The organism is Pseudomonas sp. RT6P73, assembly GCF_054897715.1.
Window position 1 is genome coordinate 2,181,745 of the sequence record NZ_JBUBUV010000002.1, and the last position, 19,794, is coordinate 2,201,538.

The window sequence follows — 19,794 nt, forward strand, 5'->3', positions numbered from 1 at the left end:
TCGCGTTATGGCTGGTTCCGGGGCAACAGTTCATCAATCATCTTCAAACAATGATTCAACCCCGGCGTCACGTCGCCCACGCGCCGGCTGAGAATGATCGGTGAGGTCGCGTTGTCTTCCAGCAGCGGGGTGAAACCAATGTCGTCGCGGTGCAGCAACTGCACCGAAGCGGGCACCAGCGTGACCCCGATCCCGGCCCCCACCAGTCCGATTGCTGTTTGCAGTTCGTTGGTCCATTGCGCCACGTGGATGCTCACGCCATAGGACTCGAACAGTGCAATCACATGATCGGCGTAGCTGGGGCGCGGATTGCCGGGGTACAACACAAAAGGTTCCTTGGCCAGTTGGCTCAGACTGATCGGCCCGGCGAGCAGCGGATGGCCGGCGGGCAGGGCGGCGACCAGCCGGTCTTCGGTCAATACCGTCTGAATGATCGCCGGGTCGTCAATGCGAATCCGCCCGAAACCGATGTCGATGCGCCCGGCCTTGAGCGCCTGCACCTGTTGCAACGTGGTCATTTCCGACAGCCCGAGTTCAAGCTCCAGGGGCTCGCCACTGCGCAAGCGGCGAATCAGTTCCGGCAGCACGCCATACAGCGTCGATGGCGCAAAGCCGATGCCCAGCCAGGTCTTTTCCCCAAGGCCGATCCGTTTCGTGTTGTCGCACACCTTGGCCAGTTGTTCGAGCAGGGCGGTGGAATGCTCATGGAAGAAACGCCCGGCGTCGGTCAGCTTCAGCGGACGGCCGCGCTCCAGCAATATCACCCCGAGTTCATCTTCCAGCTGCTGGATCTGCCGGCTGAGGGGCGGCTGGGCAATGTGCAGCAGTTCGGCGGCGCGGGTGAAGTTGAGGGTTTGAGCCAACACCTGAAAATACCGCAGGTGACGCAGTTCCATGGTGCCTCCAGGCATTGATCAGTTGAATACCTTTAAGGTATCGAGCCAGACCAATTCTATATTGGCCGTGGGCAAAAAGCCGTACGAGAATCCAATTCAGAACTTCAAGAACCTGACGGGTATCGACATGCGTGCAACAGCCATTGAATCGATCGAGACGATCATCGTCGATCTGCCGACCATTCGCCCGCACAAACTGGCCATGCACACCATGCAGAACCAGACTCTGGTGATCATCCGCGTGCGCTGCGCCGATGGCATTGAAGGGATCGGCGAGTCCACCACCATCGGTGGCCTGGCCTATGGCAACGAAAGCCCGGACAGCATCAAGACCAACATCGACAAACACTTCGCACCGCTGCTGATCGGTGAGGACAGCGGCAACATCAATGCGGCGATGTTGCGCCTGGAGCGCAGCATTCGCGGCAACACCTTCGCCAAGTCAGGTATCGAAACCGCGTTGCTGGATGCCCAGGGCAAACGCCTTGGACTGCCGGTCAGCGAGTTGTTGGGCGGTCGTGTTCGTGATGCGCTGCCAGTGGCGTGGACCCTGGCCAGCGGTGACACCGACAAGGACATCGCCGAAGCGGAAGAAATGCTCGACCTGCGTCGCCACCGGATCTTCAAACTGAAAATCGGTGCCGGCGAAGTCAATCGCGACCTGGCCCACGTCATCGCCATCAAGAAAGCCCTGGGCGACCGCGCCAGTGTTCGGGTCGATGTCAATCAGGCCTGGGACGAAGCGGTCGCACTGCGCGCCTGCCGGATACTGGGCAGCAACGGCATCGACCTGATCGAACAGCCAATCTCGCGCAACAACCGCGCCGGCATGGCGCGCCTGAATGCCATGAGCCCGGCGCCGATCATGGCCGATGAGTCCATCGAGTGCGTGGAAGACGCCTTCAATCTGGCGCGCGAAGGGGCCGCTTCGGTGTTCGCCCTGAAGATCGCGAAGAACGGCGGACCACGCGCCGTGTTGCGCACTGCCGCCATCGCCGAGGCCGCCGGTATCGGTTTGTATGGCGGCACTATGCTTGAAGGTGGGATCGGCACGCTGGCCTCGGCCCATGCCTTTATCACCCTGAATAAACTGGCCTGGGACACCGAGCTGTTCGGCCCGTTGCTGCTGACTGAAGACCTGCTCAGTGAGCCGCTGGTCTATCGCGATTTTGCGCTGCATGTCCCGCAGACCCCGGGCCTTGGCCTGAGCCTGGACGAAGAACGCCTGGCGTTTTTCCGTCGTGACAAAACATCCACTTCCGTTCATCAAGCCTGAGGAGAGCATCATGCTATTCCACGTAAAAATGACCGTGAATCTGCCGGTCGACATCAATCCGGAGCTCGCCACCCAGCTCAAGACCGATGAAAAGGCCCTGGCCCAGCGCCTGCAAGAGCAAGGCAAGTGGCGTCACCTGTGGCGCATCGCCGGGCACTATGCCAATTACAGCGTTTTCGACGTCGACAGCGTTCTGGAGCTGCACGACCTGCTGATGCAATTGCCGCTGTTTCCGTACATGACGATCGAGGTCGACGGGATGTGCCGGCATCCTTCTTCCATTCGCGAGGATGACCGCTGAACCCAGCCTGTTCAGTTCGCTACGCTAATAATTACAAGATGAGGAACCACCCAAAATGAACGTCAAGATTTCCCACACTGCCAGCGCCCAGAAGTTTCTCGAAGACGCCAGCGGCTTGCTCAACGACGCCGGCGACCCGCGAATCAAAGCCCTGGTCTACCGCATTCTGCGTGATTCGGTGAACATCATCGAAGACCTGGCCGTGACCCCGGAAGAATTCTGGACAGCCGTCAACTACCTCAACGTGCTGGGCGCGCGTCAGGAAGCCGGTTTGTTGGTCGCAGGGCTGGGTCTGGAACATTACCTGGACTTGCTGATGGACGCCGAAGACGAGCAGGCGGGAAAGGCGGGCGGTACGCCACGGACCATCGAAGGCCCGCTGTATGTGGCGGGTGCGCCACTGTCTGAGGGTGAGGCACGACTGGATGATGGCGTCGATCCGGGCGTGGTCCTGTTCATGCAGGGCCAGGTGCGCAACACCGCTGGCGAACCGCTGGCCGGTGCGGTGGTGGATGTCTGGCACGCCAACACGGGCGGCACGTATTCCTATTTCGATACCACGCAATCGGAGTTCAACCTGCGCCGCCGCATCGTCACCGATGCCGAGGGTCGCTATCGTTTCCGTAGCATCGTGCCGTCGGGCTACGGTTGCCCGCCGGACGGTCCGACCCAGCAATTGCTCGATCAACTGGGCCGGCATGGCCAGCGCCCGGCGCACATTCACTTCTTCATCTCCGCGCCGGACCATCGTCACCTGACCACCCAGATCAACCTCGACGGTGACCAATACCTGCATGACGATTTCGCCTACGCCACCCGCGACGAGCTGATCGCGCACATCACCTTCAGCGATGATCCTCAGCGTGCGGCGGAGCATGGTGTCAGCGGGCGGTTTGCCGAGATCGACTTCGATTTCACTTTGCAGACCTCCGCGCAGCCTGAAGAGCAGCAACGGCATGAACGGGTTCGTGCGCTCGAGGATTGATACCCTCGAATAGCCGAACCTTTGTAGGAGTGGGCCTGCTCGCGAAGCGGAGTGTCAGTCAACGTTGATGTTGAGGCTGATGGCCTATCGCGAGCAGGCTCGCTCCTACAGTTGACCGAGTTTCTTCAGGGCTAACGCGGTCAAATGTGGGAGCGAGCCTGCTCGCGAAGGGGCCAGAACATTCCACAGGTCAGTCCAATGACACACCGTTGCGAGCACTGCCTTAGAATGACCTGAAGTAACCTATAACAACAACGAGAGTGACCCGATGATGCACGCGCAACTATTGAGTCAGCGCAGCAGAATATTCGACCATGCCGACCCTTACGCGGTGTCGGGTTACGTCAATCAGCACGTCGGCAACCATTGCATCCTGATGCCCAGGGTCGGCCGTCCGCTAGCCAGCCTCGATCATCGCAAATTCGCCAGCCTCGACCTGTGCCGCATCAGCTACGGCGCCAGCGTGCGGGTGACCTCCGGCGCGCTGGAAACGATCTATCACCTGCAAGTGCTGTTGCGTGGCAACTGCCTGTGGCGTGGTCACGGTCAGGAACATTACTTTGCGCCGGGTGAGTTGCTGCTGATCAACCCCGACGATCCGGTGGACCTGACTTACTCCGACGATTGCGAAAAATTCATCCTCAAAGTGCCCACCCGGCTGTTTGAATCGGTGTGCGAGGAGCAACGCTGGCGCTATCCGGGGCAGGGCGTGCGGTTTCTGGAGAACCGTTATCAGCTCGATCAGTTGGAAGGTTTCGTCGGCCTGCTGGCGATGATTTGCCAGGAAGCCGAAGCCACCGAGCAGGTCCCCAGGGTGCAGGAGCACTACGCGCAGATCATCGTCAGCAAGATGCTCAGCCTGATGAAAACCAACGTCATCCGCAGCAGCCTTGGCTCGTCGTCGGCGACGTTCGAGGCGATTGCCGATTACATCGCGCACAACCTCAAGCAAGACATCGACAGCGAAGAACTGGCGCGCCAGGCCAGCATGAGCCTGCGTTCGCTGTACGGCTTGTTCGAACGCAACGCCGGCACATCGCCGAAAAACTACATCCGGCAGAAGAAACTCGAACGCATCAACCTGTGCCTGAGCGACCCGACCTGCAACGTGCGCAACGTCACGGAAGTGGCCATGGATTACGGGTTCCTGCACTTGGGACGGTTCTCCGACAACTACCGCAAACAGTTCGGCGAATTGCCGTCCGACACCCTCAAACGCCGCGACTGACTCCCACAACCTCCCTGTAGCAGCTGCCGAGCAACGAGAGGCTGCGTTCGGCGACGAAGTCGTCGTAAAACCTGTGAGCGCGTTTTTCCTGATACGCCACGGGGGCTGATTTCACGACGACTGCGTCGCCGAACGCAGCCTCGCAGGCTCGACAGCTGCTACAGGGACGTGGGTTGTTTGCAGTAATCGGATACACGTCTGCACCCATCGGATAGTCCGCCCCATTCCCCCGTCCTAGCATGGCCCTGCCTGAATAAAAACAATGGAGGCGGCGGCCATGTCCCTGCGACCCGAATACCTTCACTCCCTGCTTGAAGATGACAAAGAAAAAGGCATCTACCGCTGCAAGCGCGAGATGTTCACTGATCCACGGCTGTTCGATCTGGAGATGCAGCACATCTTCGAAGGCAACTGGCTGTACCTAGCGCACGAAAGCCAGATCCCCAATATCAACGATTTCTACACCACCACCATGGGGCGTCAGTCGATCTTCATCGCGCGCAACAAGGAAGGTGTGCTCAACGCCTTCATCAACGCCTGCAGCCACCGCGGCGCGACGCTGTGCCGGCACAAGACCGGCAACAAGAGCTCCTACACCTGTCCGTTCCACGGCTGGACCTTCAATAACTCCGGCAAGTTGCTCAAAGTCAAAGACCCGGCCGCTGCGGGTTACCCGGCGAGCTTCAACTGTGAAGGCTCCCACGACCTGACCAAAGTCTCGCGTTTCGAATCCTATCGCGGCTTCCTGTTCGGCAGCCTGAAGGCCGATGTCGTGCCGCTGGTTGAACACCTGGGCGAGTCGGCCAAGATCATCGACATGATCGTCGACCAGTCCGTCGATGGCCTCGAAGTGCTGCGCGGTTCCTCGAGCTACATCTACGAAGGCAACTGGAAACTCACCGCCGAAAACGGCGCCGACGGTTACCACGTCAGCTCCGTGCACTGGAACTACGCCGCCACCCAGAACCAGCGCAAACAGCGTGAAGCGGGCGATAGCAACCCGACCATGAGCGCCGGGACCTGGGCCAAACAGGGTGGCGGTTTCTACTCGTTCGACAAGGGCCACATGCTGCTCTGGACCCGCTGGTCCAACCCCGAGGATCGTCCGCTCTATGAGCGCCGCGACGAACTGGCCCAGGATTTTGGCAAGGCCCGTGCCGACTGGATGATCGAGAACTCGCGCAACCTGTGCCTGTACCCGAACGTGTACTTGATGGACCAGTTCAGCTCGCAGATCCGCATCGCTCGGCCGATCTCGGTCGACCGCACGGAAATCACCATTTATTGCATCGCCCCCAAAGGCGAAAGCGACCACGCCCGTTCGAGCCGGATTCGTCAGTACGAGGATTTCTTCAACGTCAGCGGCATGGCCACCCCGGATGATCTGGAAGAGTTTCGCTCGTGCCAGACCAGCTATCAGGGCAGCGTCACGACGTGGAATGACATGTCCCGCGGTGCCGAGCACTGGGTCGAGGGCGCCGATGAGGCGGCCAAGGAAATTGACCTGCATCCGCTGCTCAGCGGCGTGCGCACCGAAGACGAAGGCCTGTTCGTGCTGCAACACAAGTATTGGCAGCAAACCATGCTCAAGGCCTTGGCCTCCGAACAGTCCGGATTGATCGCTGTGGAGGCCGTGCAATGACCATCACTTATGACGCCGTGCGCGATTTCCTCTACCGCGAAGCGCGCTTCCTCGATGACAAGCAATGGGATGACTGGCTGGAACTGTACGCCGCCGATGCGTCGTTCTGGATGCCGTCCTGGGACGACAACGACGAGTTGACCGAAGACCCGCAGCGCGAAATCTCGCTGATCTGGTACGGCAACCGCACCGGCCTGGAAGACCGCATCTTCCGCATCAAGACCGAGCGTTCCAGCGCCAGCGTTCCGGACACCCGGACCTCGCACAACATCAGCAATATCGAGCTGCTTGAGCAAGCCGACGGCCTGTGCAAGGTGCGCTTCAACTGGCACACCCTGAGCTTTCGCTACAAGACCGTCGACAGCTATTTCGGCAGCAGTTTCTACACCCTTGATGTGCGCGGCGAAAACCCGTTGATCAAGGCCAAGAAAGTGATCCTGAAGAACGATTACGTTCGCCAGGTCATCGATGTCTACCACCTCTGAGGCGGCCGTCATGACTCATTCCATAGCATTCAATTTCGAAGACGGCGTCACTCGGTTCATCGACGCCAATGTGGGCGAAACCGTGGCCGATGCTGCGTATCGCCAAGGCATCAACATTCCGCTGGATTGCCGTGACGGTGCGTGCGGCACCTGCAAGTGTTTCGCCGAGGCCGGTCGTTATGACTTGGGCGAGGAATACATCGAAGACGCGCTCACGGCGGACGAAGCCGAACAGGGTTTTGTCCTGACTTGCCAGATGCGCGCCCAGAGCGATTGCGTGGTGCGGGTACCGACTTCATCGCAGGCTTGCCGTACCCAGCAGGCCAGTTACGACGCCACCATCAGCGCCGTGCGGCAGTTGTCCGATAGCACCATCGCGCTGTCGATCAAGGGGGAGGCGCTGAGCAAACTGGCGTTCCTGCCGGGCCAGTACGTGAACCTCGGGATTCCCGGCAGCGAGCAGACCCGCGCTTATTCCTTCAGCTCGCTGCAGCGGGATGGCGAAGTCAGTTTCCTGATCCGCAACGTGCCTGGCGGCTTGATGAGCAGCTTCCTCACCGGTATGGCCAAGGCTGGCGACAGCATGAGTCTGGCCGGGCCGTTGGGCAGTTTCTATCTGCGTGACATTCGCCGTCCATTGTTGCTGCTGGCCGGCGGTACAGGCCTGGCGCCGTTCACCGCGATGCTGGAAAAAATCACCGAGCAGGGCAGTGAACATCCGCTGCATTTGATCTACGGCGTGACCAACGATTTTGACTTGGTGGAGCTGGACAGGCTCGAAGCGTTTGCCGCGCGAATCCCGAATTTCAGCTTCAGTGCCTGCGTCGCCAACCCCGACAGCCAGCATCCGCTCAAGGGCTACGTCACCCAGCACATCGAGCCACGGCATTTGAACGATGGCGACGTCGACGTCTACCTGTGCGGCCCGCCGCCAATGGTCGAAGCGGTCAGTCAGTTCATCCGCGAACAAGGCGTCGCGCCGACGAACTTCTACTACGAGAAATTCGCCGCCAGCGCGGCGTAATTATCAGCAACGACACCGTCTCTGTAGCAGCTGCCGAGCCTGCGAGGCTGCGTTCGGCTGCGCAGCAGTCGTAATACTTGAGTGCACAGTCTTCCTGATGCACCGCATTCACTGATCTCACGACTGCTTCGCCCGAGCGCGGACCGAGCCGAACGCAGCCTCGCAGGCTCGGCAGCTGCTACAGAGATAGCCGTTCCCGCGAAATTGATTTTCGTCTTGAGGTACACATGAACAGATTTCACGAAAAAGTCGCGCTGATCACTGGCGCGGCGCAAGGCATCGGTCGGCGGGTGGCCGAACGCATGGCCGCCGAGGGTGCGCGGTTGATTCTGGTTGATCGCTCGGATCTGGTGTTCGAGGTGCAGCAACAATTGGGGCAGGGCAGCCAGGTGCTGGCCCTGACCGCCGACCTTGAGCAATACAGCGAGTGCAGCCGCGTGATACGTACCGCCGTCGAGCGCTTTGGGCGTCTGGATGTGCTGGTCAACAACGTGGGCGGCACGATTTGGGCCAAGCCTTTCGAGCACTATGAAGAACAGCAGATCGAAGCGGAAGTCCGTCGTTCGCTCTTTCCGACCTTGTGGTGCTGCCATGCCGCGCTGCCGTACATGCTGGGTCAAGGCAGCGGCGCCATCGTCAACGTTTCGTCCATCGCCACCCGCAGCATCAATCGTGTGCCGTACGGCGCGGCGAAGGGCGGCGTCAATGCGCTGACCGCTTGCCTGGCGTTTGAAACCGCCGGTCGCGGGGTTCGGGTCAATGCCACCGCGCCCGGCGGCACGGAAGCACCGCCGCGGGTCATCCCGCGTAACAGCACAGAGCAAAGCGCCGAAGAAAAGGTCTGGTACCAGCAGATTGTCGACCAGACACTCGACAGCAGTTTGATGAAACGCTACGGCACGCTGGATGAGCAGGCGGGCGCTATTCTGTTTCTGGCCAGCGACGAAGCGTCGTACATCACCGGCATGATCATGCCGGTGGGCGGCGGCGACCAGGGCTGACGCAAACTTACAAGCGACGCTGAAAGGCTCTGACAATCTTGAGCGTGGCGTCGCTTGTGTTCAGGTTTTGGACCGCGTCCAGCGGATACCACATGCAATCGAAAATTTCATTTTGTGGCCGGGCCTCGTCCGAGTTGAGCACTGACGCCTCATAAACATGGTGTCGGGTGCCGCCCGTTTCCAGTTCCATCAAGTACAGCAAGCCGTCGACTCCCAGCCCTGTTTCCTCCTGAAGTTCGCGCATGGCCGCACCCGCAGCGGTTTCACCACGCTCGACTTTTCCCCCGGGCAAGGTCCAGCGACACCTGGGTTTGCGCACCAGGAGAACATGCCGATCCTGCTCGCAAATGACTGTTGCCCGTACTTTCATGTGTTACTAAACCGCCGCTTGTCATCAAACAGTCACAAAAATGCAATATTCAGGCCGGAGCCTCTGGTTCAATAATTGGAGTAAGGGGGGCGGCAGAAAGTGCGAAAGGATGTCGAAAACCTGGCGCGACGTCTGGTCGGCACCAGGGCAAAGGTCGGGTGTAAGGTAGCCAAGTCAATCGTGGCTTATCACTGCCGAAGAGGAGGTGACTATGAGCGTTCCGATGCTGAATAGAATGCACATGAACGGTTATGACGTACTCAGCGTAAACAATGGCCCCTGGCGGGTTTGCACCAAAGGCGACCGGCTCGGTGCCTTTGGCAGCAGAGAGGAAGCACTGGCCTACGCGGCTGCGTTGCCTGCCTGCAGAGCATCTCGGCGAAGTCAGAAATCAGAATGAGCGTGAGTTTGAAGCCCTGGAATGCCGGGGCTTTTTTTTGTCGTCAAACCACGGCCAGGAGGATTTTAAACGCGATATTGCGGTCCGGTACGCCACGTTGGCTAATAACCTCCGCCACCCGCACTGCGAGAGGGCTCCCTTGCTTTCTGTTGTGCGTGACTCCATTGCGCGCACGTCATGAAGCTTTTGTGGTCGACCTGGCCCCTGCCATCGAAGCTGATGTTGTACGGCTTTTGTTGGCCGGCCTGGGTCAACTTGTAGTCAAAGCAAGTGCCAGGCACCACCGTGCGCTCCGATATCGATAAAGGCTGACCACCAATCTGCTGAACCTGATCCTTGTTCATGCCGGTATCGACTTTTGCGACCAGCGGCTGATCACGATAAATGTGTGAATCAGTGCTGCAGCCACCGGTCGCCGCCAGCACAACGACCAGCGCGAATAGAGGCTTGTTCATGACATCGCTCCCGTCAGTGAGCTTTCGTCCGACTGATGACCTTGGCTTTCACTTCTTCGGCATAGCCCGCCAGTCGCTGTTCATCGCCTTGAAACAGGTCGCACAATTTCATGGCAGCTTGCGCATCCACATCATTACCGGCCTGGCGTAGTTGCTCTGCGATGCGCAAGAGTTCCACTGCCGACCACCTCAAGTCCGACGCAACGCCTTGCAGGTCACGTCGAAGTTCATTTTCATCTTCGTTAAGCCACATGATGACCTCCTGCAAATACCCCTAACCGAAAGAGTAGTCCGATTAGCCGGCGGGGCGCTTGTTCAACGGGCGCTCAATGGTTGGAAAGTACGCCGCTTGTCGGGAGGATGGGCCCGAACGGACAGGCGTGATGTCGTACTGAAGTGGCGAATTTTCGCTAGGGCGAGGCAACTTAAAATGACCAATACCGATGATTTCAGATTCCATGCGCAAGCACTGATTGTTGATCTGGATGCAGCAACCACGGAGATGATGAATCTGATTTCGGCTCATCAGTTGAGCGGTCCGGAGTGGGAGCGGGTCACTCAATGGCAGCATGAGGCGTATGAGCGATGGATGGCGTATTTGAACGAAAGGTCCTATCCAGAGCACGGCGATCACAACGCAGCTCCTTGAGGGGCGATTCTATAGATGGATGTCTGGACCGCTACGCGCTACATTTCCCGTTTTTCAGGATAAGGAAGCGTCATGCGGATGTTGATTGGGGGAGTAGCGATGGCGATGCTGGCGGGTTGTTCATTGCCGGCATCCCTGGTTCCAGGTGAGCCTAACGTCAGCAAGTACAGTGGCAAGACGCCCAAAGAATACGCCGGGTGTCTTTTACCGCTCTGGCAGCAGGAAGTTTCCAGAACGACTCAGACTGCAATTTCCAATGGCTACCGGATCAACGCGCCAAGCATCATTACGGCTGACGAGATTCTGGACATCGTGAAATACAAGGACGGCAGTCGGGTTTCGCTGTATCAGGGGCCGCCGTGGGCCAAGTCGGACGCGATGCGTAAAGCGGTTCGCAGCTGCTTGTAAAACTCACTTTATGTGAACTTCGTTTGTAAGCGCCGTATGTCGGAACCGAGGAACGGTTGTTCGCTGGAAAACTTCCAAGTGAAAACTGTCCTTGGGAGTTTGGCGATGAATGATGATCAAAAGAAACAAGCGCTGGCTGCCTGGTACAAGCTCCTCAACGAGCCGGAAATTCGCATGGATTGTGAAGAGCAGTACGACGAGTTGCTCAAGGCGGCTGATGAAATGGAGCGTACCGGGCTGATCAACGGCGTGGAGTGGCGCATGTTGGTGAAGGAGGCGGGTACTGCATTTGCAAAAGCGATAGAGGGCGTGGGCGGCGGCACGTAAGAGGCCGCACACCGTCATTACGGTAACTCCTCCCAAACAACCTGCAGCACGCCATTCTCCTGTGCATGGCTGCGCAGCGCATCGAAATTTTGTTGATCGTGATTGTCCCCATACGAAAGCCCGATCCCTGAATGCAGGCAGGCGTAGTACCAAGCGTCTACCTCAGTCATGTGGGAGTCGGGCTGAATAAAAATATGCCGAGTCTTCTTGTAGCCATATGTGATTTGAAAATATCGAGGGCGGGTCATCCGAATCTCCAGGTGCTGCCACTACGACATTGATGGCGTAGTGCCAGTTCCCTCTGTTTTCGGACTTTTATCAGCTTCAGCGAAACGCGAAGTTTTTCATTCAGTCGGCATGCACGCGCTCATGGCGCGTTCAAGCAGGGCGCTCAGTCAGCATGCATTGGAGGCACTCAGTATTGAGCTGCGAACATTCTTGCTCGGCCTCTACTCGTGTCGGGTAAGTGGTTGGGAGCCTGCGCTTTTCTTCATTGTCGTAGAGGTTGAACCCTATGGGGGCGGTTTTGCAGTAGAAGCGCGTTCCGTTGCGCGTTGATCCCGTTTCCGTGGGAATTGCAGGGACGACAACGAATCTTGAAATCATCTTCGCGTACTCCTTCCGAATTCACCTTAATGGATAGCGGCTACTGGCCACCACCGCAAGGGCGCGATTGAAGTATCCGATGAACAGACCGGGTTTGCCTTGGGGCACCAACGGGAAGCGCTCAGGAGTTTGGGTGGCGCCGTTCGTTGCCAGAAGGGTTGCCAGTGTCTATCAGCCTCCGTTCTACCAGGACATTCTGTAGTGCCTGGCGGGAAACAGGGTCCAGCTGATGCTCTCTCTCCTTGAGTTCCAGCAGGATAGGGCTGGACCAGGCGCGATAGGTTTGTTCGACTATTCTAATGGACGTCATCTATCCTCCTTGATCAGGCGCCTATTGCAGAATCAGCGCCGTTCGATTCGGTAGAAACCCTAGTCGAGGAAGCGGCTTTACGCCAATAAATTGCACTGCAATGGTGCACCTGCTGACGCGTGGCGGTATCGCCAGAAGTGGACGATCCCGACTGTTACAAACTTGCCTTACAGGTGAACGGTGGCATCAAACTTCGTCCCGGCAGTACGTGGGGTGGCCACCGGGTCGTGCAGCAACGAGTAGCCTCGGTCCAATAACGTGCGGCCGATAAAACGCGAACCCACTTCATTCAAGTGCGAATCATCCAGGTACAGCAGCTGGCCCTTGATAATCGGGCTGCACACGCCCGCCGGGCATATCACTTGATTGGGGTCGATAAAGTGCACCTTCGGGTACTTCGCACTTATATCAGTCCAATAGGGCGCCCTGGCGCTTTGGGCGACCGAGCAACTGTGGTCGGTACCGAACATCAAGTGGCGGATCGGGCAACTGGCGGCTTTTTCGATGTGCTGATTCCTCAGGATGACGATGACCTCTTCGCTGTGCTCCGCCACACGCTTGATACTCGCTTCGACCATGTCTTTGGCAATCGCGTCCCTGGGCCAGATCGCCGCCAGCACCACGTAGCGGTAATGGTTCTGCTCGATCAGGCCGAACGCCCGTTCGTTGCGTTTTGCACAATGGGCGGCGTAGACCGCGTTCATGTCGACGGTGTACCCGAGGATCGGCGGGCACGAGTCCATGGTGTAGTCCATGATCGAGAGGTTGTTGGGTTTGGCCAGCAGATCGACCATGCCGGTAAAGTGATTGGCAAACGAATCGCCGATCATGATGCCGTCCAGCTGTTCTTTTTTGACCCCCAGGCGACACGCGTCATTAGGTGCTGTGCCGTACAGGGCATTGGTGACGTGGCACCCTTTGCGAATCTCGCTCGGCTTTTGCAGGGTCATCGCTTCGAGTTGCGCAACATCAGGGCTGAAACGTTGCGGGAAGCCGTTGAATTGCACGCTCAGCACCGCCAACGCGGCCAGGCCCAATGCCGGAAAGGCGAATCGACGGGTGAAGACCCGGGAAAAGTGCCACGTCGCCCCGTTGCGTCGAAAGGGCACCTCGACATAACGCCAGGACAGCCACGCGAGGATGACCGAGACTGCAATCAGCGTCGCCCCGACAGGCAAATCGATGGGGATTTCCAGGTAACTCAGGTAGGCAATTAATGGCCAGTGCCATAAATACAGCGAATAGGAAATCAAACCGATAAACACCATTGGCCGGCTGGTGAGCAAACGCGAGCGCGTGTCGCCGCTGCCGGCCAGGATCAACAACGCGGCCCCCAGGCAAGGGGTCAGGGCGTTGATCCCGGGGAAGGTCGAGGTGGGGTTCAAGGCAAACAGCGAATAACCGATCAGCAGCAAACCCGCCAGAGCAATGCCATGAGCCTTCAGCTTCCCGATGATGCGCGGTTGATGCAGATAGATGCCCAGCAACCCGCCCAGCATCAATTCGAAAAAGCGCGTAGGCAACAGATAGTAGGCGGCTGTCGCAAAGACGCCTGCCGCGTATTCTGAAGCGCCGACCGCGACAACCACGCCAATGGCCAATACCGGCAGCACGTAACGCGGCGCGAAGCGATAGAGCAACACAATGAACAGCGGCCAGAGCAGATAGAACTGCTCTTCAATACCCAATGACCAGGTATGCAGCAGGGGGGCCTCACTGGCGTCAGCGGCGAAGTAGTTGCCGTACTTGACCCAGATATAGATGTTGGAGACACCCATCAAAGAGAGCAGTGCGCTGACGTTGAGCCGGATCAGGTCGACCGGTGAAAGGATAAAGGCTCCGATGGTCACAGTCGCCAGCAATACCGTTACCAACGCAGGAACAATGCGATTGATGCGCCGTTGATAAAAACCCTTCAGCGAAAAAGCGTTGCGCTTGACCTCGGAATAAACCTGGGAGGTGATCAAAAAGCCGGAGATGACGAAGAAGATGTCAACGCCAACGAACCCCCCTGGCAGCAGGTTGGTGTTGAGGTGATGCAGAAGCACCGCTATCACCGCCACAGCCCGCAGCCCATCGATGTCCGAGCGGTACTTGCCCTGTGCCATGTGCCTGACCATCCCTAACGCTGTTTCTATCTGTCGGACGTCCGGCCCATGACGACCACTGTCAAGATTTGGACATAACCCACCTCACATATCATTTGTAGTTGGAAATTTGACGGTAAGCAAAATTGAAATGCGAAATAACTGCGTCGATTCCAAGACGCCTGGGAGCCTGCGAAGGTGTCGTTCTGATTCATCACTGAAAGGGAGCTGGACCCTGAACGACAACACGCCAAGCGATATCGACTTCTGCAATGTGGTCAAAGACTTCCGCGAGGTGTCGGTCGCGAATGGCCTGAACTTTGCGGTGCGACGCAGCTCATTCCATTCCTTCGGCGGACCGGCCTCGGCATCGCCCATTCGGACTAGGCAGGGCTGACGATTCTGTTGTGTGCCGCTGTCATCAAACTCGAGGGCCAAGGGGGTGTCGCCTCATGCGTGCCCCGCCAAACGAGCAGAAGGCGCCGCGAGGGAGTTTGCGTTCAGCGACGAACAGTAAATGATCCGCGCATCGGCAGAGGGCTTCCTCGCCGATGTCTCGGATTCTACCGCCGTGCGAGCGGCGATGGTCAGCGAGCGAGGTTTTGACGAGACGCTCTGGCAGCGCCTGTGTCGCGAAATGTGCTGGCCGGCGATTCATATTCCCGAAGCGTACTGCGGCCTGGGTCTGGGCTTTGTCGAACTGTCTATTTTGCTGGAACAGATGTGCCGGCGCTTGCTGTGTTCGCCGTTCTTCGCCACCGCCTGCATGGCCACACCAGCGCTGTTGCGTCAAATGTTGCCAACCATGGACCAGACCCGTCGTCAGGCACGGGTTCAGCTCAAGAGTCTGTACCTCAGCGCTGACTGCCTGCTCGGTGAGTTCGGTGCGGGCTGGCCGCACCTGGAGCGGGTCCTGCAACTGGCTTGCATCGGTTTGGCTGCCGAACAGACCGGTGGCGCGCAGCAGGTGCTCGACCTGAGCGTTGCCTATATGCAGGAACGCCAGCAGTTCGGTCGACCCATTGCCAGTTTCCAGGCGCTCAAACACCGTGCCGCCGACATGATGCAGCAGGTCGAATGCGCACGTTCGGCCAGTTATTACGCGGCTTGCGTGGGCCAGGAAGTCCTCGATCCTGAAGGCGACCCGCAGGTGGCCGCCGAGCTGCCGCTGGCGGCGGCGCTGGCCAAGGCGCAGTGCGCTGAAACTTATTTCCATTGCGCGTCCGAGTCGATCCAGTTGCACGGCGGCTTCGGTTTCACTTGGGAATACGACCCGCACCTTTACTTCAAGCGCGCCCGTGCCAGCGAAAGCTTTCCCGGACTACCTGCCTGGCATCGCGAGCGGATTGCCGCAGTGATTCTTGGAGAGCAGCCATGAAAATCAGTTTCAGTGAGCAAGACGAGTGCTTCCGTCAGGAAGTGGCCGGCTGGTTGAGCGCCAAACCTGTGCGGTGAATTCGAGCACCTGCGTTTTCGCGGTGGCCCGGGTGATGAACATATGTTTCCCCAATCGGCCAGAAGCACTCATTCAGCATCGGATTTTGTTTTGCCAGACCCACTGGGAGCGATTTTCGGCTTGTGTGACATAACGCTCCCAGAAGATCCTCTCTTAGTGGAAAACAGAGACGCCCCTCTCCGTCCCTCAGGCCCAATGATAGAATCTTGTTTTGAAAAAGGAGTTTCATCTGTGGAGGCTGGAAAAAAGAGTTGCCCCTATTGCGCGGAAGCCATCATGGCTGAAGCCATTTTATGCAAACACTGTCAATCCGACCTCAGGCAGAAAATACCGGTTCCAGGTGGGGGCTCACTATCGTCAGAAAAGAGAATGGGCCCTGTCAGCAAGGTTCTCGTTGGAATCATTATTGCCGTCACCTCGTACTTGGTTTACGGCCTTTATGTCAGTGACGCGCCGGAAGACAAGGAAAGAAAGCAGGCCCAAGATGCCGTCGAACTATGCCGCCAGGAAGTAGACAGCTACTCCGGCCCGGCGTCCGGTAAAAGCGTAATCGCAGAAATTTGTCGAAAGCTGGAGGACGAATTCCGCAAGAGTTTTGGCCGCGCGCCATAGGAAAAGCCGATTACGAAGCCCGCCACGGAGCGGGCTTTTTTTTGCCTTTGGCAGCCATCAACTGCCCACAGCAACACACTCAAACTATCCTGCTGAAAGACAAGATTGAAAAGGAGTTCGAATGAAAACTGATTGGCAACAAATTCGAGAAATGATGAACACTGTTATCGATAGCTGTGAGCAGATCGAAACGGCAGGATTCAATGAGGAACATCGCTCCGCGACGGTGGAAATCAAAGGCGTCGATTACACTGTTCAGGAGTTTTTAATCAGTGCCTGGACGCTCCCGGAGAACATTCGCTACCAGATTATTCGTGAGCGTCATGAAGCTGGAAATGACCTTCCCTACGTTCCCGAAGCAGCCCGCATTCTTGTCTCAATGGCACAGGCTTGTGCGGAATTGGTCGGAGCAGCCGACACGGCACCAGCTCAGAAAGCGATCGCAGGGATGAATTGTTGGTACAAGGCCTACGCTGTACCGCATATGACCACAGCCATCGGGCGGGCAAAAAAACGATCGGACGCTTAGATTCACGAGCAATCACCCGGCCCAGACGGATCTGTCATCTCTGGTTTAAACCTCTCCTATGGGTCGATTGCTGCCTTCGTTTCCAGCCGACCACACAATCGAAAACGCCGCGCTCATTGAGCGGCGTTTTCGAATGCGTCTTATTTGTTAAGCCGAGCGCCCACATGTTTTCGCGTTCATACCAGATCGATACGTAAAGGTTTCTGTCCTTGCTACCGCACTGGTTGCCAGCGATGGGGGGTTAAATACTAGCAGCTCGTCGAAAATCGATGATTAATCCAAGGTATGGGCTGAAGTATGGGCTGTAGGATTTTGTCAAACCCCAGAAACGACAAAGCCCTGAATAATCAGGGCTTTGTCGTACATAAGATGGCGGAGGCGATGGGATTCGAACTCATGGACCTGTTACAGTCGACGGTTTTCAAGACCGAAGATTAAGCCTTATATTTCAGCGACTTAAGTAAAATTCGTTTCCGCTTGGCAGTATTCGTTGAAGCTCTGGAAGCCTTTGGAATCAAGGGGCGGGGATTCCTTTGCGGAAACGAATTTGGCTGGCTTCTCGGCATTTTGGAAGGGCTGTTGATCGCTCCTAAATTTCATACTTGTACGAGAGGTTGTGCTTCGTAGAAGCGACAATGGGATTTTTGGGGCTAACCTGGGTGGTCGTGGCTGGCAGCAAACGGCCAGAAGCCGGCGGTCATAGATTAGCTACGCAGAGATACCGCCCATTACTAGCGGTCGCGACCGGTGGAAATCAGCCAGATTCAGACGGTCGCCGTCGTAATTTTGGTTAGGCTGTTGACGCCGCCCGCTACATTATTCTCCTATCCTCATCGCGCTTCACGTTGGGAGTGCCAATTTTGCCATCAGTGCCGCTTAAAGCACTGCTATATTGGGCGTGCAGTGATATCTCAGACCTATTACTTACGGCGTAATCATGGAAAGCCTCATAACTCGGGATGATCTCGGTGCCGGCTCGGCACGAACCTTATCGCGTCTAGACTTTTCTGGGCGTTACTTACGCGACATTGAGGGTAAGGAAGTCACTTATACTGACTGCACGTTCTCTTATAGCATCATCGAGCGTGGCTACTTCCATAAGGCGATTTTTATCAACTGTAAATTCATCGGCGCACGCATCCGAGAATCGGTTTTTCGCTCTGCGACTTTTGAGAACTGCGACTTCCGTTATGTTGATTTCCACCGTTGCATATTACCAGTACCGCAACTTTTGGCTAACCTTCCAGGCTATCCGAACGTACGCTGGGAAATGCTGCATAACTTAAGAGCAAATGCTCACAGCGTCGGTGATACGAAGTGGGAAGCAGATGTCGTATACCATGAAGCTCGCACTGAGATTGAACATTGGCGTGGCATCGCAAACGCAGGCACTGGCTATTATCAAAAATACTCAATGCGCCAGCGATTAGCCGCGCGATTCCACCAAGTTCGCCTTTTAGCAGAACGATATATTTGGGGGCATGGAGAATCACTATTTCGGCTAGCATTGTCGACCGGTTTTTTTTTGATTGTATTTAGTTTTTTTCACGCTGCAGGTCAAGTCGCAGATCTGGACGCCGTATCTATTGGCGCGTTATTTAACCAATATTTTAAGAGCTTGTATTTTCTGTCGTCACTGTATGTTGATCTCCCAAGTGTAAGTGCTTCTGAGGTTTCAGCCAGCCCTATCACATCTTCACTCGCAGTGACCTTGCGCTATGTATCTATAGGCTTAGCTATACCTGTGCTGTATAAACACATAGCCAGAAGATAGGGTGAAAGATGAATAATTTTAAAGCTTACCTTTTCGGTTCGGTTGCGCGTGGTGACCAAGACTGTATGAGCGACACCGACGTGCTGCTGGTTTACGACAAAATGCTCGACAGCCGGTTACAGGCAGATGCAAGGGAGCAAGTTTCCTCCGCGATGTCCATGCATTGCACCTTCGCGGAGTATTCGTGTGACCACTTAGAGCGCATGTTCAAAGAAGGCCACTTATTCGCTTGGCATTTGCATCTAGAGGCACGTCCTATACCCGGGTGGGAAAATCGCCAAGACTATCTGCACACCTTCCCATCTCCTGCACCTTATGTTGGAGGTTTAGTCGATGCGATAAACTTCAGCGATTTACTCAAGTCTGCGGAGCAATCCATCATACTTGGAAGTAATTCTCCAGTGTACGAAGCGGGTATTGCTTATGTTTCTCTTCGCAATGTTGGTATGTCATTGAGCTCGTCCGTCCTAGGGCTTCCTTGCTTTAGCCGATTTGCTCCATTTGACGTGTCGGCGCAACTTCAGCTAGCGCCGCCGTGCAGCAAAAATTTCTACCAAACACTTATTAACGCTCGCCATGCGTCACAACGCGGATTACCTGCACCTCCTATTGCTATTGAAAAGCTAGTGGAGGGTATTCAATCAGCATACACATGGACACAGAACATAATTGAGGTTGCACGTGAGAACTCCTTCTGCTGACCGCTTTGGCTCCTTCTTTTCACGAGTCCAAACTGAACGCAACGTGCTCGCTATAGTCAACGGCAGCTTTTTAAGCGTCGCCGAACTACATGGTTTGACCACTGAGGCTATCCAGCAATGGCAAAAGCGATGTGCTGCGGTTGAAAGGCCAGTACACAATCTTGAGGCTATTTGCTTCCTTCTTCATCGGGTCTCCGCGAGGTGCAAGTCTGAAGCTGACCAGAGTCGAATTGTCTTCGACGATGAGGCACAACAACGTCTTCCTATATCTG

The 19,794-nt window shown here is 56.7% G+C and carries 24 protein-coding genes and 1 pseudogene; 18 read left to right on the forward strand and 7 right to left on the reverse strand.

The annotated features are described in order from the left end of the window. Positions 1 to 5: 5 nt before the first annotated feature. A complete protein-coding gene (locus ACYZT6_RS10755; protein WP_462026866.1) occupies positions 6 to 896 on the reverse strand; it encodes a LysR family transcriptional regulator in 891 nt (296 codons plus the stop codon). A 127-nt stretch (positions 897 to 1,023) separates the two neighbouring features. On the opposite strand from ACYZT6_RS10755, the gene ACYZT6_RS10760 reads away from it, so the two are divergent. From ACYZT6_RS10760 to ACYZT6_RS10795, 8 genes are all read left to right on the forward strand, one after another. After that, complete coding sequence (locus ACYZT6_RS10760; RefSeq protein ID WP_462029929.1) at positions 1,024 to 2,172, forward strand: muconate cycloisomerase family protein; 1,149 nt, start codon at positions 1,024 to 1,026, stop codon at positions 2,170 to 2,172. Positions 2,173 to 2,182: 10 nt separating this feature from the next. Continuing rightward, a complete protein-coding gene (gene catC, locus ACYZT6_RS10765; protein ID WP_462026867.1) occupies positions 2,183 to 2,473 on the forward strand; it encodes a muconolactone Delta-isomerase in 291 nt (96 codons plus the stop codon). A gap of 55 nt (positions 2,474 to 2,528) precedes the next feature. Continuing rightward, positions 2,529 to 3,458 carry a catechol 1,2-dioxygenase gene (gene catA / locus ACYZT6_RS10770; protein ID WP_462026868.1) on the forward strand — a complete coding sequence of 310 codons (930 nt, stop codon included), beginning with the start codon at positions 2,529 to 2,531 and terminating at the stop codon, positions 3,456 to 3,458. Positions 3,459 to 3,726: 268 nt separating this feature from the next. Then, the gene (locus ACYZT6_RS10775) at positions 3,727 to 4,686 is read left to right on the forward strand and encodes an AraC family transcriptional regulator (protein ID WP_462026869.1); all 960 of its coding nucleotides are present in this window, start codon (positions 3,727 to 3,729) and stop codon (positions 4,684 to 4,686) included. Between the two features lie 277 nt (positions 4,687 to 4,963). After that, positions 4,964 to 6,328, forward strand: coding sequence for a benzoate 1,2-dioxygenase large subunit (gene benA, locus ACYZT6_RS10780; RefSeq protein ID WP_462026870.1), 1,365 nt, complete (start codon positions 4,964 to 4,966; stop codon positions 6,326 to 6,328). Continuing rightward, the gene (gene benB, locus ACYZT6_RS10785) at positions 6,325 to 6,813 is read left to right on the forward strand and encodes a benzoate 1,2-dioxygenase small subunit (protein WP_462026871.1); all 489 of its coding nucleotides are present in this window, start codon (positions 6,325 to 6,327) and stop codon (positions 6,811 to 6,813) included. The genes benA and benB overlap by 4 nt, the downstream gene beginning before the upstream one ends. Positions 6,814 to 6,823: 10 nt before the next feature. Then, entirely contained in the window at positions 6,824 to 7,837 is a 1,014-nt protein-coding gene (gene benC / locus ACYZT6_RS10790) for a benzoate 1,2-dioxygenase electron transfer component BenC (protein WP_462026872.1), read from the forward strand. Between the two features lie 227 nt (positions 7,838 to 8,064). Next, a complete protein-coding gene (locus ACYZT6_RS10795; protein ID WP_462026873.1) occupies positions 8,065 to 8,838 on the forward strand; it encodes a 1,6-dihydroxycyclohexa-2,4-diene-1-carboxylate dehydrogenase in 774 nt (257 codons plus the stop codon). A gap of 7 nt (positions 8,839 to 8,845) precedes the next feature. Here the strand turns inward: ACYZT6_RS10795 and ACYZT6_RS10800 are convergent, their stop codons facing one another. Further along, a complete protein-coding gene (locus ACYZT6_RS10800; protein WP_462026874.1) occupies positions 8,846 to 9,208 on the reverse strand; it encodes an NUDIX hydrolase in 363 nt (120 codons plus the stop codon). Between the two features lie 211 nt (positions 9,209 to 9,419). On the opposite strand from ACYZT6_RS10800, the gene ACYZT6_RS10805 reads away from it, so the two are divergent. Next, complete coding sequence (locus ACYZT6_RS10805) at positions 9,420 to 9,608, forward strand: DUF2188 domain-containing protein (RefSeq protein ID WP_462026875.1); 189 nt, start codon at positions 9,420 to 9,422, stop codon at positions 9,606 to 9,608. Positions 9,609 to 9,709: 101 nt separating this feature from the next. On the opposite strand, the gene osmE is transcribed toward ACYZT6_RS10805, so the two are convergent. Then, positions 9,710 to 10,063: an osmotically-inducible lipoprotein OsmE gene (gene osmE / locus ACYZT6_RS10810; RefSeq protein WP_462026876.1), complete on the reverse strand. Its 354-nt coding sequence runs from the start codon at positions 10,061 to 10,063 to the stop codon at positions 9,710 to 9,712. Between the two features lie 13 nt (positions 10,064 to 10,076). Next, a complete protein-coding gene (locus ACYZT6_RS10815; RefSeq protein ID WP_462026877.1) occupies positions 10,077 to 10,316 on the reverse strand; it encodes a hypothetical protein in 240 nt (79 codons plus the stop codon). A 177-nt stretch (positions 10,317 to 10,493) separates the two neighbouring features. Between ACYZT6_RS10815 and ACYZT6_RS10820 the strand changes: the two genes are divergently transcribed. The 3 genes from ACYZT6_RS10820 (at position 10,494) to ACYZT6_RS10830 (ending at position 11,447) form a co-directional block, all read left to right on the forward strand. Then, entirely contained in the window at positions 10,494 to 10,712 is a 219-nt protein-coding gene (locus ACYZT6_RS10820) for a hypothetical protein (RefSeq protein WP_462026878.1), read from the forward strand. Positions 10,713 to 10,784: 72 nt separating this feature from the next. Beyond that, the gene (locus ACYZT6_RS10825; RefSeq protein WP_462026879.1) at positions 10,785 to 11,120 is read left to right on the forward strand and encodes a hypothetical protein; all 336 of its coding nucleotides are present in this window, start codon (positions 10,785 to 10,787) and stop codon (positions 11,118 to 11,120) included. Between the two features lie 105 nt (positions 11,121 to 11,225). Continuing rightward, positions 11,226 to 11,447, forward strand: a complete 222-nt coding sequence (locus ACYZT6_RS10830; RefSeq protein WP_462026880.1) for a hypothetical protein — start codon at positions 11,226 to 11,228, stop codon at positions 11,445 to 11,447. 17 nt (positions 11,448 to 11,464) lie between these two features. On the opposite strand, the gene ACYZT6_RS10835 is transcribed toward ACYZT6_RS10830, so the two are convergent. The 3 genes from ACYZT6_RS10835 to ACYZT6_RS10845 form a co-directional block, all read right to left on the reverse strand. Continuing rightward, positions 11,465 to 11,695 (reverse strand): DUF6555 family protein, encoded by a 231-nt coding sequence (locus ACYZT6_RS10835; protein ID WP_462026881.1) that lies wholly within the window; start codon positions 11,693 to 11,695, stop codon positions 11,465 to 11,467. A 479-nt stretch (positions 11,696 to 12,174) separates the two neighbouring features. Then, the gene (locus ACYZT6_RS10840) at positions 12,175 to 12,363 is read right to left on the reverse strand and encodes a hypothetical protein (RefSeq protein ID WP_462026882.1); all 189 of its coding nucleotides are present in this window, start codon (positions 12,361 to 12,363) and stop codon (positions 12,175 to 12,177) included. A 167-nt stretch (positions 12,364 to 12,530) separates the two neighbouring features. Further along, complete coding sequence (locus ACYZT6_RS10845) at positions 12,531 to 14,471, reverse strand: acyltransferase family protein (protein ID WP_462026883.1); 1,941 nt, start codon at positions 14,469 to 14,471, stop codon at positions 12,531 to 12,533. A gap of 496 nt (positions 14,472 to 14,967) precedes the next feature. On the opposite strand from ACYZT6_RS10845, the gene ACYZT6_RS10850 reads away from it, so the two are divergent. From ACYZT6_RS10850 to ACYZT6_RS10875, 6 genes and pseudogenes are all read left to right on the forward strand, one after another. Beyond that, the gene (locus tag ACYZT6_RS10850; protein ID WP_462026884.1) at positions 14,968 to 15,828 is read left to right on the forward strand and encodes an acyl-CoA dehydrogenase family protein; all 861 of its coding nucleotides are present in this window, start codon (positions 14,968 to 14,970) and stop codon (positions 15,826 to 15,828) included. Then, positions 15,825 to 15,972 (forward strand): annotated as a pseudogene (locus tag ACYZT6_RS10855) (acyl-CoA dehydrogenase); the annotation flags it as partial. The gene ACYZT6_RS10850 and the pseudogene ACYZT6_RS10855, both read left to right, overlap by 4 nt. A 210-nt stretch (positions 15,973 to 16,182) precedes the next feature. Further along, positions 16,183 to 16,518 carry a hypothetical protein gene (locus tag ACYZT6_RS10860; protein ID WP_462029930.1) on the forward strand — a complete coding sequence of 112 codons (336 nt, stop codon included), beginning with the start codon at positions 16,183 to 16,185 and terminating at the stop codon, positions 16,516 to 16,518. Positions 16,519 to 16,639: 121 nt separating this feature from the next. Next, positions 16,640 to 17,047 (forward strand): hypothetical protein, encoded by a 408-nt coding sequence (locus tag ACYZT6_RS10865; RefSeq protein WP_462026885.1) that lies wholly within the window; start codon positions 16,640 to 16,642, stop codon positions 17,045 to 17,047. 937 nt (positions 17,048 to 17,984) lie between these two features. Beyond that, positions 17,985 to 18,821 (forward strand): pentapeptide repeat-containing protein, encoded by an 837-nt coding sequence (locus ACYZT6_RS10870; RefSeq protein WP_462026886.1) that lies wholly within the window; start codon positions 17,985 to 17,987, stop codon positions 18,819 to 18,821. A gap of 8 nt (positions 18,822 to 18,829) precedes the next feature. Beyond that, positions 18,830 to 19,522: a nucleotidyltransferase domain-containing protein gene (locus ACYZT6_RS10875; protein WP_462026887.1), complete on the forward strand. Its 693-nt coding sequence runs from the start codon at positions 18,830 to 18,832 to the stop codon at positions 19,520 to 19,522. Positions 19,523 to 19,794 lie beyond the last annotated feature (272 nt).